The sequence below is a fragment of the Gluconobacter sp. genome (genome assembly GCF_047723935.1).
In the GTDB taxonomy this organism is placed as follows: domain Bacteria; phylum Pseudomonadota; class Alphaproteobacteria; order Acetobacterales; family Acetobacteraceae; genus Gluconobacter.
Window position 1 is genome coordinate 127,136 of record NZ_JBDOBO010000001.1, and the last position, 16,088, is coordinate 143,223.

General features: G+C 56.3%; 14 protein-coding genes. 5 read left to right on the forward strand and 9 right to left on the reverse strand.

The genetic code is table 11. The features are described 5' to 3' along the window. Nucleotides 1-281: 281 nt before the first annotated feature. Nucleotides 282-1,673 (reverse strand): M17 family metallopeptidase, encoded by a 1,392-nt coding sequence (locus tag ABF979_RS00595; protein WP_415557320.1) that lies wholly within the window; start codon nt 1,671-1,673, stop codon nt 282-284. A 77-nt stretch (nt 1,674-1,750) separates the two neighbouring features. Here ABF979_RS00595 and ABF979_RS00600 point away from each other — a divergent pair, with 77 nt between their 5' ends. The 3 genes from ABF979_RS00600 to fdxA all read left to right on the forward strand — a co-directional run bounded on the left by ABF979_RS00600 (nt 1,751) and on the right by fdxA (nt 5,013). Then, complete coding sequence (locus ABF979_RS00600) at nt 1,751-4,309, forward strand: helicase-related protein (protein WP_415557321.1); 2,559 nt, start codon at nt 1,751-1,753, stop codon at nt 4,307-4,309. Next, nucleotides 4,306-4,602: an RNA-binding S4 domain-containing protein gene (locus tag ABF979_RS00605; protein ID WP_415557323.1), complete on the forward strand. Its 297-nt coding sequence runs from the start codon at nt 4,306-4,308 to the stop codon at nt 4,600-4,602. The genes ABF979_RS00600 and ABF979_RS00605 overlap by 4 nt, the downstream gene beginning before the upstream one ends. A 78-nt stretch (nt 4,603-4,680) precedes the next feature. After that, a complete protein-coding gene (gene fdxA / locus ABF979_RS00610) occupies nt 4,681-5,013 on the forward strand; it encodes a ferredoxin FdxA (protein WP_202206596.1) in 333 nt (110 codons plus the stop codon). A 186-nt stretch (nt 5,014-5,199) separates the two neighbouring features. Here the strand turns inward: fdxA and cyoD are convergent, their stop codons facing one another. The 5 genes from cyoD to ABF979_RS00635 all read right to left on the reverse strand — a co-directional run bounded on the left by cyoD (nt 5,200) and on the right by ABF979_RS00635 (nt 10,317). Beyond that, complete coding sequence (gene cyoD, locus ABF979_RS00615; RefSeq protein ID WP_046899641.1) at nt 5,200-5,529, reverse strand: cytochrome o ubiquinol oxidase subunit IV; 330 nt, start codon at nt 5,527-5,529, stop codon at nt 5,200-5,202. Next, nucleotides 5,529-6,149, reverse strand: coding sequence for a cytochrome o ubiquinol oxidase subunit III (gene cyoC, locus ABF979_RS00620; protein WP_046899642.1), 621 nt, complete (start codon nt 6,147-6,149; stop codon nt 5,529-5,531). Before cyoC ends, cyoD begins: the two co-directional genes overlap by 1 nt. Before the next feature lie 14 nt (nt 6,150-6,163). Further along, a complete protein-coding gene (gene cyoB, locus ABF979_RS00625; protein WP_086634522.1) occupies nt 6,164-8,152 on the reverse strand; it encodes a cytochrome o ubiquinol oxidase subunit I in 1,989 nt (662 codons plus the stop codon). A gap of 7 nt (nt 8,153-8,159) precedes the next feature. After that, nucleotides 8,160-9,098, reverse strand: coding sequence for a ubiquinol oxidase subunit II (cyoA, locus tag ABF979_RS00630; protein WP_046899644.1), 939 nt, complete (start codon nt 9,096-9,098; stop codon nt 8,160-8,162). 448 nt (nt 9,099-9,546) lie between these two features. After that, nucleotides 9,547-10,317 (reverse strand): Bax inhibitor-1/YccA family protein, encoded by a 771-nt coding sequence (locus tag ABF979_RS00635; RefSeq protein ID WP_202206594.1) that lies wholly within the window; start codon nt 10,315-10,317, stop codon nt 9,547-9,549. A gap of 149 nt (nt 10,318-10,466) precedes the next feature. On the opposite strand from ABF979_RS00635, the gene thpR reads away from it, so the two are divergent. Both thpR and ABF979_RS00645 read left to right on the forward strand, forming a co-directional pair. Continuing rightward, nucleotides 10,467-11,030, forward strand: a complete 564-nt coding sequence (gene thpR, locus ABF979_RS00640) for an RNA 2',3'-cyclic phosphodiesterase (RefSeq protein ID WP_415557325.1) — start codon at nt 10,467-10,469, stop codon at nt 11,028-11,030. Then, nucleotides 11,027-11,632: a uracil-DNA glycosylase family protein gene (locus tag ABF979_RS00645; protein ID WP_415557326.1), complete on the forward strand. Its 606-nt coding sequence runs from the start codon at nt 11,027-11,029 to the stop codon at nt 11,630-11,632. Before thpR ends, ABF979_RS00645 begins: the two co-directional genes overlap by 4 nt. 4 nt (nt 11,633-11,636) lie before the next feature. Here ABF979_RS00645 and ABF979_RS00650 read toward each other — a convergent pair whose 3' ends face one another. From ABF979_RS00650 to ABF979_RS00660, 3 genes are read right to left on the reverse strand one after another with little or no spacing between them, the layout of a single operon-like run. Continuing rightward, the gene (locus ABF979_RS00650) at nt 11,637-12,335 is read right to left on the reverse strand and encodes a MarC family protein (RefSeq protein ID WP_415557327.1); all 699 of its coding nucleotides are present in this window, start codon (nt 12,333-12,335) and stop codon (nt 11,637-11,639) included. Then, nucleotides 12,332-14,431 (reverse strand): lysylphosphatidylglycerol synthase domain-containing protein, encoded by a 2,100-nt coding sequence (locus ABF979_RS00655; protein WP_415557328.1) that lies wholly within the window; start codon nt 14,429-14,431, stop codon nt 12,332-12,334. The genes ABF979_RS00650 and ABF979_RS00655 overlap by 4 nt, the downstream gene beginning before the upstream one ends. A gap of 5 nt (nt 14,432-14,436) precedes the next feature. Continuing rightward, entirely contained in the window at nt 14,437-16,056 is a 1,620-nt protein-coding gene (locus ABF979_RS00660) for a lysine--tRNA ligase (RefSeq protein ID WP_415557329.1), read from the reverse strand. Nucleotides 16,057-16,088: the final 32 nt, after the last annotated feature.

Below are 16,088 nucleotides of genomic sequence, written 5' to 3' on the forward strand. Positions count from 1 at the left end.
GTTACCCGATCGAGTAACAGGAAAAAGAACATTCGAGCCTTGCCGGCCCGAGGGGTTGTATCTGTGGCTCACCCCATCATGGGATTGAGCGTTGGTCTTCTACATCTGGTGTTTTGAAACGCATCCGCAAGTATGCGGGTTTCAAAACGATTTATGCTGCGGCTAGCAGCTTTCGAACATGGAAGGCCGTATGCCCTATCAGAAGCAGATTTACACCCCATAGTTTTAAGACAATCATATTACGGTTCGTTAAGGATCACCTTCCCGTCAGGTTCTTCACTTCACGAAGACCTGCGAATGTTTGTTATCATTTTAAGAAGCGCACGAAGTGCCAGCGTCTCGCCGCCCTCTGGCCGACCCGGAGAATTGGCGTCATTCCAAGCGTAAGTGTCTATATGCAGCCAGTTTTGTCCGGCAGGAACGAAGCGCTGAAGGTACAAAGCGGCTGTAATAGCGCCTGCCATAGGCTTGGATGTAATATTTCCGACGTCGGCTATTTTACTATCAAGCCATGCGTCATAGCCATGCCAGAGTGGCAATCTCCACAAAGCATCTGCAGTATCTGAGCCCGATTCGAGCAGTAATTGAGCCAGTTCATCACTGTTACTGAACACCGCCGGAAGGTCTGGACCGAGAGCTACGCGCGCAGCGCCGGTCAGGGTTGCAGCATCCACAATGTAATCTGGGGCAGATTCAGCGGCTTCCGTTATCAAATCGCACAACACCAAACGCCCCTCTGCATCCGTGTTGCCAATCTCTACCGTTTTTCCGCTTCGCGTCCGCAGAACATCGCCGGGGCGCATGGCATGGCCAGACACACTGTTCTCAACACATCCAAGACGCAGTTCCAGATCAACATCCAGTTGCAGATCAATCGCCGCGCACATCACAGCCAGAAGCAGGGCTGCGCCGCCCATGTCTTTTTTCATTCGCAGCATGCCTGCTGCGGGCTTCAGGTCGTATCCCCCCGTATCGAAGCACACGCCTTTCCCAACAAGAGACAGACGCGGCGCGCCTTCACGGGCTTTCCAGCGGGCCACAACAACAGCAGGCTTGCGCTCAGACCCCTCACCCACCTCTGCCAAACAGGGATACGCGACCTTCAGGTCATCGCCTTCAACAATGCGAACGTCTGCTCCACGATTTTCCAAAGCCCGATAAGCCGACAGGGCCAAATCTTTCGGGCCAAGCAGATTGGCGGGCGTATTGATCAGATCCCTGCCAAACCAGTTTGCCTTCGCATGGGCAATAACGGTAGCCGCCTCGTCCGGCACAACCAATCGCGTGGTGAATGACCGCACCACCCCGACACGATATTGATATGTTCCCATGGCGAACCCCAGAAGAGCAGTCTCCTGAACGGCGCTTTCCATCCCGTGCGACAGAAGGCTCCAGTCACCCTCCGGAAGGATCGTTCCCAGCACGCCAAAGGCTGTCGGGTCATTCAGGCGCCCCTCATCGACGCAAAGTAAAGCCGCTCCCGCCCCACCGTCGCCAGGCAGAAGCGTGAAAGCGCCATCTTTCGCCTTGAACCCCTGCGCCGTCAGAAAAGACGCGTGCTCTCCCAGAAGACCGGCAATCGTCTTCTCATCCTGTGCTTTCACCAGATGTACAACGCGGGGTGTCGGAGCCTCGCTGGCGGAAACAAAAGGGAGCTGGATGTGAGAACTCATGAACCTCTTTCCTTAAAAGATCGAACCTTTTGGCTCGAACGCTTGCTTTTGTTCCGCAGGCACCCGACCATTCACACATGAAGGGTGCACACCGCGGTAACCATTCCGCTCATCATATCATGCCAGCAAGCGTCCGTGCGGCACTTGGCCCAACCAATACGGGCAAGACGCACTATGCTCTGACTCGCATGATGGCTCATTCCTCCGGCATCATCGGTTTTCCGTTGCGCCTTCTTGCGCGCGAAAACTACGAACGCCTTGTCGCGGCCAAAGGGGAGCGTTCCGTCGCCCTTATAACAGGTGAGGAAAAAATTGTTCCTCCAGGTGCGCGATGGTTCTCCTGCACGGTCGAAGCCATGCCACTGGACCGGAAAGCCGAGTTCGTGGCTGTCGATGAAATCCAGCTCGCGTCTGACCCGGACCGTGGACACATCTTTACGGATCGTCTCCTCCACGCCCGGGGAACCGTAGAGACACTCTTCCTTGGTGCGGAAACAATTCGTCCGCTCCTGCAAAAGCTGGTGCCCGGAATCGAAATCGACACACGCACACGCCTGTCGAGTCTTGTCAGCACCGGACCGACGAAGCTTTCTCGCCTTCCGCCCCGATCGGCCATCGTCGCTTTCTCGATGTCAGAAGTTTACGCTCTGGCCGAAGTCATACGACGCCGAAGAGGTGGTTGTGCCGTCATCATGGGGCAACTCAGCCCCCGGACGCGAAACGCCCAGATCGAGCTCTACCAGAACCGGGAAGTTGATTACCTGGTGGCCACCGATGCCATCGGGATGGGGTTGAACATGGATGTGGACCATGTGGCGCTTGCCCAGCTTTCCAAATTTGACGGCACAACACCCCGCCCGCTCTTCCCGCAGGAAATAGCGCAGATTGCCGGCCGTGCGGGGCGTGGCATGAAGGACGGTACATTTGGCACCACGGCTGATTGTCCGCCTATGTCTGCCGCAACCATAGATGCCGTAGAACAGCACCGCTTCGATCCGATCCAACGGCTGTACTGGCGCAATCACGCACTGGATTTCAGCAATCCCCGGGCTCTTCTCGCCAGCCTTACGGTCGCGCCGCCCTCCCGCGGGCTGATGGCGGGCCGCGTTGCCTCTGACGTTGTGACCCTTGAGTCCCTGATCCTGGACCCGGAAATTCGGGAGGTCGCCAAAGGAAAGCGTGCAACGTCCCTTCTCTGGGAAGTCTGCCAGATCCCGGATTTTCGCAAACTTGGCGATGACAGCCACACACGGCTTTGCGCCCGCCTGTTCCTGCATATCCTCAAAGATGGCGCTGTTCCGGCAAACTGGATGGAAGGACACATCAAGGGTTTCACGCGTACCGAAGGTGACATTGATACCCTGATGCATCGCCTGACGGGTGTGCGGGTCTGCTCTTATGTGGCCGCCAGAACAGAATGGAGCCGTCACTCATCTGTCTGGCAACAACGCGCCCGGGAAGTAGAAGACCTGCTTTCAGACGCGCTGCATGAGCGCCTGACTTCCCGCTTTGTAGACCGGCGCGCCACGTCCCTGCTTCGCCGGCTGGATGCTGAGACAGATCGCAATCTCCTGTCCGCCGTAACAGCCGATGGAGAGGTGATCGTTGAAGGCCACAGTATCGGCAAGATCCGTGGCTTTTCTCTCCAAACCGACACCACAAACGGGCCTGATCATCAGATCGTTCTCAAAGCCGGGCGCAAAGCGCTTCTACAGGAAATTCCACGTCGGGTTCGCCTTTTTCAGGAGACGCCAGATAGTGCTCTCTCCCTTGAGACAGAAACCGGCATTCTATCGTGGGACAACATTCCCCTCGGCCGGTTGACGGTCGGGAAAACGTTTTTGCAGCCAGCCGTCAGATTGTTTTCCGCTGAGTTCACTGACACCAATCAGCGAATTCAGGTTGAACAGCGCCTTCTCCGTTACGTGGAAAGGCTGCTTCAACGGGATCTTTCCGTTCTCTACAAAGCGCAGGACGCCGTAACGGATCAGCCTCAACTCAGGGGCATACTTCATCGCCTACACGAAGATGGCGGTATTTCCCCTGTCCTGCCTTCAGATCAGGCGCTGCCGCCTCCAGCTCAACGCGCCTTGAGAAAGCTGGGCGTGGAAGTAGGCCGCTTTGCCGTCTTCTGCCCGGCACTCCTGCGTCCCCGCGCATTGGCCCTCCTTACACTCCTCACGCAACTTCGCCTCGGGCTACCTCTGACGCCACCACCTGCCGGTCGCGTGTCACTACCGTGGCACCTGGTGGAAGGCGTTCCAGGCTGGCTCCCGGCAGCCAGAACAGGGATCAGACTCGATATCGCCGAACGGACCGTTACAGAGTTGCAGCACCTGACCCGCAAGCGCGATTATCCTGCCCCTCCGGGCCTCGCCTCGCGCCTTGGAATCAAAGCCGATCTTCTTCCTGAAGTCCTTGGGGCCCTTGGTGTTGCCCACAGACCACCATCTTCACCCAGCCAATCACACGCGGGACCACCTGCCCCACTGATGCTCTTGGCAGACCGCCGCAACCGGGCAACGCGCAGGAAGACGAAACCGTCAGGAACCACCAGCAACCCGAAACGCCCCATTGTCCGGCCAGACAGCCCCTTCGCCGCTCTAGCCATTCTAAGAGATCGTGCCGCCTTATGAGTGATGCCTATCAGCGTTTGGATCAGTGGCTGTATTACGCCCGTGTCGCCAAGACACGCCCGCTCTGTGCTACCATTGTCGGCAAAGGGCGCATCCGGGTGAACAGACAGCCTACCAGCAAGCCGCATACCAAGTTGAGAGTAGGAGATGTGGTTACCCTCCCCCCTCTCAGCCCAGGGGAGGACGTCCGTGTCTGGCGCGTTCTGGACCTTGGAGAGAGGCGCGGCCCCGCGAAAGAAGCATCCCAGCTATACGAGATCGTGAAAGAAGAGCCTAAGAAGCTTGCTTCCTAGGCCAATCCTTCGCATATCATCCCGCACAATATGAAATTGGGCCGCACAGCCGGGCCCGAATGAGGATCGGAGACACCAATGAGCTATGTGGTCACGGAAAACTGCATCAAGTGCAAGTTCATGGACTGCGTGGAAGTTTGCCCCGTAGACTGCTTCTATGCCGGAGAAAATTTCCTCGTCATCAATCCGGACGAATGCATTGACTGCGGCGTCTGCGAACCTGAGTGCCCGGCAGAAGCCATTTTCCCGGACAGCGACAACCGTGCAGCTCCCTGGATCGAGATCAACTCCCGTCTTGCCGCCCAGTGGCCGAACATCACCCGCAAGGGCGAGCAGCCGGCCGATGCGGAAGAGTGGAAGGACAAGCCCGGCAAGGCAGCAATGCTGTCAGAGGCTCCTCACAAGGACTGAGACCTCTTTGCCTTAAAGACATCAAGCCCGGCCATAGTGCCGGGCTTTTTTATTGCGCTACTGCTCAGCCTGCGACTGCAAAGACGTAGAATGCAGCAGGGCCCTTCCGAGCCAGAGAGCAGGCATTAAAAAAGGCTGGCAGGATTTCTCCCGCCAGCCTTTCCTGCCGTGATCCTTTGAAGGATCTTAGCGGGACATCATGTTGATGGCCGTGTCATGCATGATGAACAGCGTACCGCCGACAATGACGATGACCGATGCTGCTGCAAAGATGAAGCACATCAGGTTCCAGCTCTGCTCATTGCTGGTGTTCAGGTGAAGGAAGAACACCAGGTGAACCACGATCTGAACGACCGCAAGAACACCAAGAGCTGCAAGTGCCATCCCCGGGGCCAGTGCGTGTGTCATGACTGCTGCGAAAGACGCAACAGTCAGGACGACCGCAAGAACGAACCCGATGATGTAAGACTGATAGGAGCCGTGGCTACCATCGTGGGTTGTATGTGCCTGGGCCATTACATCACACCTGCGAGATAGACGAAGGAGAAAACACAGATCCAGACGATGTCCAGAAAGTGCCAGAACAGGCTGAGGCAAGTCAGCTTGTCCATCATCCGCGGAGACAGATCCTGCGGGCCCATCATCTGGACCATAAGAACTGCCATCCAGATCAGACCGCAGGTGACGTGCAGACCGTGCGTTCCAACCAGCGTGAAGAACGCAGACAGGAATGCAGAACGGTCAGGACCATTTCCTTCTGCGATCATGTGGGTGAACTCAGTCACCTCAAGACCAACGAAGGAGAGACCCAGAACGAACGTCACGGCGAGCCACAGAAGAACCATCCCCTTGTTCTTTGCCAGCGCACTGAGCGAGGCAAAACCGTAGGTGATGGACGAGAACAGCAGGATAGCCGTCTCGATGCCGACATTCGTCAGATCGAACAGTTCTTTCCCCGAAGGGCCTCCGGCGTACTGGTTCCGGAGGACTGCGAAAGCAGCAAAGATCGACCCGAAGAGAATGCAGTCGGTCATCAGGTAGAGCCAGAAACCGAAGACGTTCGGGCTCTCGTGGTGATGCTCGTGATCGTGACCGTCAGCGTGTGCCAGAGGCGACATGGTTGCTTCGTGAGCCATTAGCTATGCCCCCCTTACTCTGCTGCCTGAGCAGCGGCGATACGACGGGAATAGACTTCCTCGTTGTGCTCGATTTCGCTGACAGGGACGTAGTAGTCGATATCACGGTTTGCACTGCGCATGATCATGGTGGCAGCGATACCGATCAGACCAAGACCAGCCATCCACCAGATGTACCAGATTGCACCGAAGCCCAGGATGAAGGCGAACGCACCGATGAAGGCACCAGCAGCGGTGTTCTTCGGCATGTGGATCGGAGCAAGTGGCTTGTTGTGTGCACGACGGCCAAGCTGCTTCTCGGTGTGGAACGTGTCCAGACCGTGGATGTCCGGGATAACTGCGAAGTTATAAGCCGGCGGCGGAGAAGAAATGGACCACTCCAGCGTACGGCCACCCCACGGATCGCCCGTCAGGTCGAGATTTTCCGGCAGGTTACGGTCACGGATGGAGACGTAAAGCTGCGTGAGCTGGCAGACGATACCCAGAGCGATAACAACCGCACCAGCTTCTGCAATCAGCAGCCACGGACGCCAGTCCGGATTGTCGTAGTGGTTCATACGACGCGTCATGCCTTCGAGACCGAGGACATAGAGCGGAACGAAGGCAAGATAGAAGCCAACGAACCAGCACCAGAACGCGCGCTTGCCCCAGGCTTCGTTCAGCTTGAAGCCGAAAGCCTTCGGGAACCAGAAGCCCATACCTGCAATGTAACCGAAGTACACGCCGCCGATGATGACGTTGTGGAAATGGGCAATGAGGAACAGGGAGTTGTGAAGGATCCAGTCAGCGGCCGGCATGGCCATCATGACGCCCGTCATGCCACCGATGGAGAAGGTGATCATGAAGCCGATCGTCCAGTACATCGGAGCCGTGAATTCAACACGTCCCTTATACATGGTGAACAGCCAGTTGAAGATCTTCACGCCAGTCGGGACTGCGATAACCATCGTCATGATACCGAAGAAGGTATTGACGTTGGCGCCTGCGCCCATGGTGAAGAAGTGATGCACCCACACGACGAACGACAGCACCATGATGGAGCACGTAGCGTAAACCATCGTGTTGTAGCCGAAGAGCGGCTTGCGGGAGAACGTTGAGGTAACTTCAGAGAAAACACCGAAGGCCGGGATGACCAGGATGTAAACTTCCGGATGGCCCCAGGTCCAGATCATGCTCAGATACAGCATGACGTTGCCGCCGGCATCGTTCGTGAAGAAGTGCATGCCGAGGTAACGGTCGAGGCTGAGCAGTGCCAGCGTAACCGTCAGAACCGGGAAGGACACCATGATCAGCACGGTCGTGCAGAACGCTGTCCAGGTGAAGACCGGCATCTGCATCCAGCCCATGCCAGGAGCACGCATCTTAACGATGGTCGTGAAGAAGTTCACGCCCGTCAGAAGCGTTCCGACACCGGAAATCTGAACGGCCCAGATGTAGTAGTCAACGCCGACGCCCGGGCTGAACTGCATCTCGGACAGAGGCGGGTAAACCAGCCAACCGCACTGAGCAAACTCACCGATGAACAGTGAAAGATTGATCAGAAGGGCGCCGACCAGCGTCATATAGAAGCTGAGCGAGTTCAGGAACGGGAACGCAACGTCGCGCGCACCGATCTGGAGAGGCACCACCAGGTTGAGCAGCCCCGTCATGAACGCCATGGCCATGAAGAAAATCATGATCGTGCCGTGAGCGGAGAAGATCTGGTCGTAGTGGTGTGGCGGAAGGTAACCAGGGTTACCGGCATAGGCCAGCGCGAGCTGGGTACGCATCATGATGGCGTCCGCGAAGCCGCGGAACAGCATGACAATTGCCAGGATGATATACATCACGGCAAGGCGCTTATGGTCGACTGTCGTCAGCCATTCACGCCACAGGTAACCCCACTTACCGAAGTAAGTAACGGCACCCAGCACGGCAAGGCCGATGACAGCCACACCCAGGAATGTGCCGACAAGGATCGGCACATCGAAAGGTATGGCTGAAAGGGAGAGTTTTCCGAGCATCTGTCGGTTATTCCTTCATGCCAGTGTCGGACGGTGCAGCGCTGGAAGCGGACTGCATATGCATGACCTTGCCCGTCGTCTTCTCAACCATCATGCCATTGTTGTACTTGGCGACGATGCCGTCGAAGAGATCCGGCTGGACATGCGCGAAGTACTGAACCGGCGCAGCTTCCTGCGGGGCAGAATACTTCGGATATGTCGTGTCATCGAGGTTTTCGCTGCCGCTCTTAACCTTCTCGACCCAGGCACTGAATTCTTCAGGCGCCATGGCGAGGGTGCGGAACTTCATGTCAGAGAAACCGCGACCACTGAACTGGGAAGCTTCACCCAGATAATCACCGGACTCAGTTGCAAGAAGATGCAGCTGCGTCTGCTGGCCTGGCATGGAGTAAATCATCGATCCCAGACGTGGGATGAAGAAAGACGTCATGACGGTGTCAGAGGTGATCTGGAAGTTCAGCGGCGTGTTCGTCGGGACATCCAGCTGGTTGATCGTTGCGATCCCCAGATCCGGATAGATGAACAGCCATTTCCAGTCGAGAGAGACCACCTGAACGTTCAGCGGCTTAACATTATCAGCCGTCTGGATTGGGCGGTACGGGTCGTAAGCGTGGGTGCTGTACCAGCTGATCGCGCCAAGAGCGATAATGATCAGGGAAGGTACGCCCCAGATAACATACTCAATCTTAGTTGAGTGATCCCAGGTCGGCAGATACTCGGCCTGGGTGTTGGAAGCACGATACTTCCAAGCAAAGTAAAGCGTTGCGATACAGGTCGGAACCACAACGAACATCATGATGACAAATTCTGCCACCATGACATCGCGGTTCATTTCTGCGATCGGACCGCGCGGCTGAAGCAGATCAACCGTGCAACCCGATAGCATCAGCGCCGGCAACGCTGGGAGATATCGCCAGAGTTTTTTCATCGGTCCTGCTTTCATCATCCGTTCCGGCTTGCAGTAGTCGCCGGGAAACGGTTTGACACGATAAGGTCCGCATCAGTGCCGCCGAACGCTGCCATAGTCTGCTACCTTTCTCGTTCGTATCCTGACGTCAGGAACCGGATCAAAGATCCGATCCTGAAATTCATTCAGCATGGGACACGACTGTCCCGGTTCCTCAGGTTTTTTCTGCCTGAATCGCCCGGAAGACAAGGCTTATCACGGATTTCGTGAGGGATGGGGCATGACCCTCTCTCCCCTGCAAATGGCTGTTTTTCGCCACATTTGATTTCATTACCGCTTTCATTAAACGATAAAGTTACAATTTTTTAATGTAAACCTTCCCGAATGGGACGGAAATAATTCAAGACCTTTTTAGTCCGCAAACAAGAAAGGGAGCGACATTGACTGTCGCTCCCTCTGGAAACTTTCGAGTAACGCTAATGTACTGTCAGTCGCTATTACTGGAGCGTACACCCGTGAACTGAATAAGAAACTGAAAGAGGTTCACGAAATTGAGATACATCGACAGCGCATCGTAAATGCTTAGTCGAGCAATATCATCCGAAGACGCAAACGACATATATTGCTGGTAGTTAATCTTGATACGCTGGGTATCGTAAGCCGCAAGACCTGTAAAAAGCGCAACTCCGATTAGAGAAACGAGCATTGCCAGCGGTGCACTGTGCAGGAAGATGTTCACAACCATCGCGATCATGAGGCCAATCAGGCCCATGAACAGGAAGGAACCGAGTCGAAGAAGGTTCGCCCCCGTGGTGTATCCCCACAGAGCCATACCGCCGAACATTGCCGCACTGATGAAGAACGTCCGTGCGACGGAAACACCCGTATAACTCAGCAGCAAGCTGGCCATACTGGCCCCCATCGTCGCACTAAAGAGCAGGAAGATCGCCTGCACTGCGGGGCGCGACAGCCGGTTGATCCCGAAGGACAGGACCATCACGAACGCCAGAGGCGCGAAGATCATGATGCCGCCCAGGAATGTGGGCCGCAGCACAAATGCGCCGCTTGAAGTTTCTGCAATGTGAAAGAACAGCGTGCGCAGAGAGGTTTCCGCCACGCCATAAGCAACGAGCCCCGTGACAACGAGGCCAATCGCCATCCAGTTGAAGACGCGGCACATATAGGCGCGGAGACCGGCATCGAGACTGCCTGCGCCTGCCTGAGTGCCGGCCCTGCCGAAGTTGGAATTAAAAGCCATGACACCTTTTCCAGTAAAAGGCCCTTTTAAAAAGGGCGCTTGACGAACCTTACAAGCTCGCCCGTACTTTCCCTGAATGTGGGGCTTTTCACTGTACGGTCAAGAAGACCCTTCATATCTGTGTTTCATTTCCTCGGGAAACGAGCCTCTTGAGACTTTTTGTCGCACTCGACCTCTCCCCCTCCCAGCGCGAAGCGCTTGCTCTCCTCCGTGGAACGCTCCCTGGCGTGCAATGGGTGCCGTCGGAAAATTACCATCTGGCGTTGCGCTTCATTGGTGAAATTACCGATCGCTATGTGATGGGCGAGATCGATCTCGCCCTTTCCCGACTGTCCTGGAAGCCGTTCGATATCTCGTTTTCGGGTGCCGGGCTGCGAGAGGGCATGACAGCTGACAGCCTGACAATAGGCATCGAACGATCTGCTGCTCTGGAGACGCTTCAGGCACAAGTGGAAAAAACACTCCGAAAAGCAGGATGCGCGCCTGCCAAACGCCGCTTCCAACCCAGCGTCACTCTCGGCCATCTCGCAACAACGCAGAGAGCTGACGCAGTTCGCTGGGTTCAGAGACATAATCTCTTCAGAAGTGAGCCAATGCCTGTCGAGCACGTTACGCTCTTTGAGAGTCTCCGCGGTTACGACCAGCACGTCTATGTCGCGCAGGCCGAATATGCCTGGCACCCTGAAATGCCACTTCTTCCTGAGGATGAATGATTTCCAGCCCAACGACACAAGATCGCCTGACAGCTCTGGTTCGCGAAGTCCGCGCTTGCCGGGTCTGTGAAGAGCACCTTCCTCTTGGTGCACGTCCGCTGATCCACGTTTCGGCAACCTCCAGGCTCCTGATTGCGAGTCAGGCCCCTGGAACCAAAGCCCATCTCAGCAACACGTCTTTCAAGGATCCGTCCGGAGTTCGTCTCAGAGAGTGGCTCGGACTCTCGGAAGACATATTCTATGACACCAGACAGGTCGCAATTCTGCCAATGGGTCTCTGTTACCCGGGAAGACTCCCCAAAGGGGGAGACTGCCCTCCCCGCCCGGAATGCGCACCAATCTGGAGAAACAGGGTTTTATCCCTGATGCCCGCTCTTCGCCTTACATTATTGGTTGGTAGTTATTCCCAGAATCACGTCTTGGGTCGCGGGTCAGTCACAGAGCGCGTCAGAAACTTCCGCCATTATCTGCCCGACAACTATTTCCCCCTACCCCACCCATCCTGGAGAACGGGTGTCTGGGAAAAAAGAGCACCGTGGTTTCAGGAAGAAGTCATCCCCGCTCTTCGGGAACAGGTCCAGAAAATCCTTAATTCAGATTGAGATATTAGTGTCGAGCCAGACTCAGCGTATCAACAAGAACACCCTGCACGCCTGAGATGAAAATCTGAATTCCGATCGCCAGAAGAATCAATGCCGCAAGACGACTAACGATGCGTGCACCGGTGATGCCAAGCATCGAAACAATCCGCTCGGCATAGGCGTATGCGATGGCAACGACGATGCCCATAGCCGTCGCGGCAGCCGAGACTCCCATATAATAGTCGGGCGCGGGCATATGCGGCGGACATGACGAACTGAGAGCAATAGCGACGGAGATGCTGCCGGGCCCTACCGTAAATGGCATAGCCAGCGGAAAGAATGCACGCTCTTTGAGATCTGGCGCGGCAACAGTTCGGCCGCCCTGAAGAGCCTGCTTTTCTTTCCGCGCTTCACTTGTTTCGGGCTGCTGCAACATGACCCATGCACGTGAAGCCACAACCAGACCACCCGTAATGCGAAGGGCATTCATGCTGATACCAAAGAAACTCAGGATCCAGCTACCAAACCAGATGGACACCAACAGAATCGCGAGGGAATTCAGCGCGACGAGCCGTGCCAGTTCAATCACCTCTTTGCGCGTCCGCCCTTCTGTCGCCTGAGCGAAGATCAGAGAGGCACCAAGAGGGTTGATGATCGAGAACAGCGCTGGAAATGCAATCAGCCAACTGTTGACCGCATTACCCAGACTGGGAGGGAGGCTCATGAACCTGTGGTGCCTGATGCAACATCTGGACGACACGACGCCCGCTTCTTACGCGCCCGCCGCTCTTCTCCCATGAGGAAAGCCCGGATCATGCGATAATCCTCGGAAAAACAGCAGATCGTCCCTGCCCGCCCTTCCAGACAGACCGTAAGACCAAGGTCATTATAAACCGCCATCAGAGACTGGCCAACACGCACAAATGCAAGTTTTCGGCCTTCCTGACGTGCCAGATCCCTTAGTCGCCAGATAGCCGCGATACAGTTACGCTCGGCTCCTGCCGGATCGCCGAGGCCAATAATGAACTGACCTGTACGGAAAAATGGAATGGCGGCTCGACCTGCTTCATCATGCAGCAAGCCACTCGGGCGATGCGGTCCCAGTTCCTGTAAAGCATGTGACAGGCTTCGATAATGGCTTTCGTTCTCCGCGTTCCAGGCCTCAAAACGAATGCGTGTTCTCCGCATTCCCACCCAGAGCGCAAACAGACCACAAAGCGCAGACAGCCCAAGAAACCACCGCCCGATCGCCGTGTGCGCGTCATAAATCATGGAGCGCCACCAGATTGGACCCAGATGCCGCTGCACAGCAACCCAACCTACGCCAACAAGGCCTAGCGCCCACAAAGACATTGGCGCCAGCATGGCTGGCGTCAGCGGAGCTACGAGAAGGTGCGCTCTACGGTAGTAGCAATTCCGGAACGGTGCGATCAGTAGCATGACAAGGCCCAGCGCTACCGGAGCTTCCCATGGCGCATGACGAAGCACCAGCAAGACAACCGATGCACCCAGAACGCCCAGAGAAACCTTCCATGCAAGAGCGACGCGCTGGGAAAGCCCTAGAGCCAGCCCAACAAGAGCAACGCCCGATACGGTAAGGAACAAGTCTGCAATCTGCGAAACCGCAGCACCGAGTGACGTCCGCAAAGGTGGCAGTTCAGCGACCAGCGCATAAAAGACGAGAAGAATTCCGGCTACAGCCTGAACGCTGGTTGCAATGGTGACAGAGAAGTCCGCTTCAGACTCCCGAACCACTTGGCTCGGACGGATACGCCTTGGTGCCTGCCCAGCAGAAACCAAGGCCTGCTCTCCACGCAGGAACAGTTCATGCCCGGCAAACATCAGACCCGCCATGACCAGCGGAATAATGTAGTAAAACAGGCGGAAAACGAGGATCGCACCCATGATTTCCGGCACAGGAAGATACGGCCGCAAGGCCAGGAGCATGGCACTGTCAAAAACGCCCAGCCCTCCTGGAACGCTCGCCACCAGGCCTGCTGTGTAAGACGCGATATAAATGGCAAGGAATGTCCCGAAGCCAAAATGGGCTTCCGGAGGCAACGGCGGCAGCACACTGTAAGCAATCAGAGCGGTGGCAGCCATGTCAGCAGCACTGACTGCAATCTGCGCGATTGCTATACCCGTGCTGGGAATTTCAATCTCGTAACGCCAGATTTTTACATGTCGACGAATACGAGAGAAAACGACATACGCAGCCAGAATACCCCCGCATCCAAGACCAGCCAGCCGCAGCAGAAAAGCGGGCAGATGGGACAGAACCGGAATGGCATGCGGCTCAATGGTCAGAATACTTCCGACCAGCGCCAGCGTTCCCAGCAGATAGGTTGCTGAGCAGAAGGCAATGATCTGGGCAATATCCGCAGGGGCGACACCCCAACTCCGATAAAGCCGAAACCGCACCGCAGCACCCGAAATCGCTGCACAGCCAAGATTATGCGACAGGACGTAAGAACAGAATGCCGCAAAAGAAGAGCGCTTGAACGAAACATTGGCTCTGACATGCAGACAGGCCAAGCGATCGTAAAACGACAGAATAAAATACGACAGGAGCGTCGCCCCGGCTCCCGCCAGAAGCGCACCATCCGGAATATCGCTAAGGCTTCTGGCAATGTCCCGCAGGGAGAGATTGCGCAGCTCACGCCAGATCACCACAACGGCGGCAATCAAAAGCACGAGCCCGACAATTGCCGGAGCACGTGTCAGCAGTAACTTCCAGCGGCTTTTGACAGGCCCGCTCTCGTCGTCCACGTCGAGAGCAAGCCCATCATTTTGCCAGTCGTCTTCCCGAGGCGGGCACATCGACGTCAGACCTGAGACGTCCCGGCAGCCGGACGAGCCAGTGCACCCCGGATCAGGGCCACAGTCTCAGGCAAACCGAAGAGGGACGCGAAAATGCCGAAGCGCGGGCCTTCGCTTTGACCCAACAGCACTTCGTACAGGCAACCAAACCAGGAGCGCAGTTCAGATTTCTCAAAGTAGCGCTTGCCGACCTCGAACACGACATCCTGCACATCGCCAGGAGGCGTATGGACAGGGAGCTTCTCCAGAGCGACAGCTAGGTCCTCAAGACCCTTTCGTTCAGTCTCGGACGGATCACGATAGACCTTGTTCGGGTACACCTGCTCCTGGAAGTACGTCAGAGCGCAACGAACGAGCTTGTCGACATACGGATGCGTTTCTGGCGACAGCGTCTCGTCATAGCGACGCAGGAATTTCCAGAGTGTCTCTGGATTGTCCGCATTTGCCACGTTCGCGAGATTTAGCAGCGCTGTGTAGGAAACCGGGCTGGTATCTTCCGGGCGCACAGTTCCGCCGTGAATGAACCAGACCGGATTTGCCATCAGATCTACCGGTTCCTGCGTCTCAGCCTTCTGAACGAGTGTCAGGTAGTCATCCGTTGCCCGGGGGATAACGTCAAAGAACAGACGCTTTGCACGCGTAGGCTGCTGGTACATGTACTGGCCGAGGCTTTCCGGCGTGCCGTAACGCAGCCACTCCTCGACAGACAGACCATTGCCTTTTGACTTGCTGATTTTCTGACCCTGAGCATCGAGGAACAGCTCATAGGTCAGTCCGGCAGGCGGCTGCTTACCCAGAATACGGCAGATCTTCGAAGACAGCTTCACGCTATCGATCAGATCCTTGCCGGACATTTCATAATCGACACCCAGAGCATACCAGCGCATGGCCCAGTCGGCCTTCCACTGCATCTTGGCGTGTCCACCGAAGACGGATGTTTCAAACGTCTTGCCGGCTTCGTCCTTCCAGACAACTGTTCCGGCATCCGGGTCCACCTTGATGATCGGAACCTGCATCACCTGCCCCGTTTCAGGGTGGATCGGCAGAACAGGCGAGTAAGTCGCGCGGCGCTCCGGACCAAGTGTCGGAATAATGGTCGCAACAACCTCGTCATGCACTTCGAGCATCCGCCGAAGTGCAGCATCAAATGTCCCGCTCGTATAATAGTCCGTCGCGGACGCGAATTCGTAGTCGAAGCCGAAACCGTCAAGAAACTGGCGCAGGCGGGCATTATTGTGAGCAGCGAAACTTTCGTATTCATCGAAGGGGTCGGGAACGCGGGTCAGAGGCAGACCCAGGTGCTTTGCCAGCAGTTCCTGCTGCGGCACATTCGTTGGAACCTTGCGCAAGGCGTCCATGTCATCCGAGAACGCGAGCAAGCGTGTCGGACGGCCTGTCAGAGCCTCAAAAGCCTGCCGAACCCAGGTCGTACGGGCCACTTCGCCAAACGTACCGATGTGCGGCAGCCCGGACGGGCCATATCCCGTCTCAAGCAGGGCAGGCACTTTTGGGTCGCGCGCGCCAACATGCGCGGCAATTTTTTTTGCCTCTTCGAACGGCCATGCTTTTGGAAGCGGCGCGTCAGGTGCGAGGGGCGGGATGATATGTGTTCTGGAATTGTGCATGATTACCGGAAAACGTAGGCAGACACGTATCG

What these genes read in the sequence shown, in the direction of transcription:
- ABF979_RS00635 (WP_202206594.1), bottom strand. Translation starts at nt 10,317, where the DNA reads ATGGCTTTTAATTCCAACTTCGGCAGGGCCGGCACTCAGGCAGGCGCA.
- cyoA (WP_046899644.1), bottom strand. Translation starts at nt 9,098, where the DNA reads ATGATGAAAGCAGGACCGATGAAAAAACTCTGGCGATATCTCCCAGCG.
- ABF979_RS00655 (WP_415557328.1), bottom strand. Translation starts at nt 14,431, where the DNA reads ATGTGCCCGCCTCGGGAAGACGACTGGCAAAATGATGGGCTTGCTCTC.
- cyoD (WP_046899641.1), bottom strand. Translation starts at nt 5,529, where the DNA reads ATGGCCCAGGCACATACAACCCACGATGGTAGCCACGGCTCCTATCAG.
- cyoC (WP_046899642.1), bottom strand. Translation starts at nt 6,149, where the DNA reads ATGGCTCACGAAGCAACCATGTCGCCTCTGGCACACGCTGACGGTCAC.
- cyoB (WP_086634522.1), bottom strand. Translation starts at nt 8,152, where the DNA reads ATGCTCGGAAAACTCTCCCTTTCAGCCATACCTTTCGATGTGCCGATC.
- ABF979_RS00600 (WP_415557321.1), top strand. Translation starts at nt 1,751, where the DNA reads ATGAAGGGTGCACACCGCGGTAACCATTCCGCTCATCATATCATGCCA.
- ABF979_RS00605 (WP_415557323.1), top strand. Translation starts at nt 4,306, where the DNA reads ATGAGTGATGCCTATCAGCGTTTGGATCAGTGGCTGTATTACGCCCGT.
- ABF979_RS00645 (WP_415557326.1), top strand. Translation starts at nt 11,027, where the DNA reads ATGATTTCCAGCCCAACGACACAAGATCGCCTGACAGCTCTGGTTCGC.
- ABF979_RS00650 (WP_415557327.1), bottom strand. Translation starts at nt 12,335, where the DNA reads ATGAGCCTCCCTCCCAGTCTGGGTAATGCGGTCAACAGTTGGCTGATT.
- fdxA (WP_202206596.1), top strand. Translation starts at nt 4,681, where the DNA reads ATGAGCTATGTGGTCACGGAAAACTGCATCAAGTGCAAGTTCATGGAC.
- ABF979_RS00595 (WP_415557320.1), bottom strand. Translation starts at nt 1,673, where the DNA reads ATGAGTTCTCACATCCAGCTCCCTTTTGTTTCCGCCAGCGAGGCTCCG.
- ABF979_RS00660 (WP_415557329.1), bottom strand. Translation starts at nt 16,056, where the DNA reads ATGCACAATTCCAGAACACATATCATCCCGCCCCTCGCACCTGACGCG.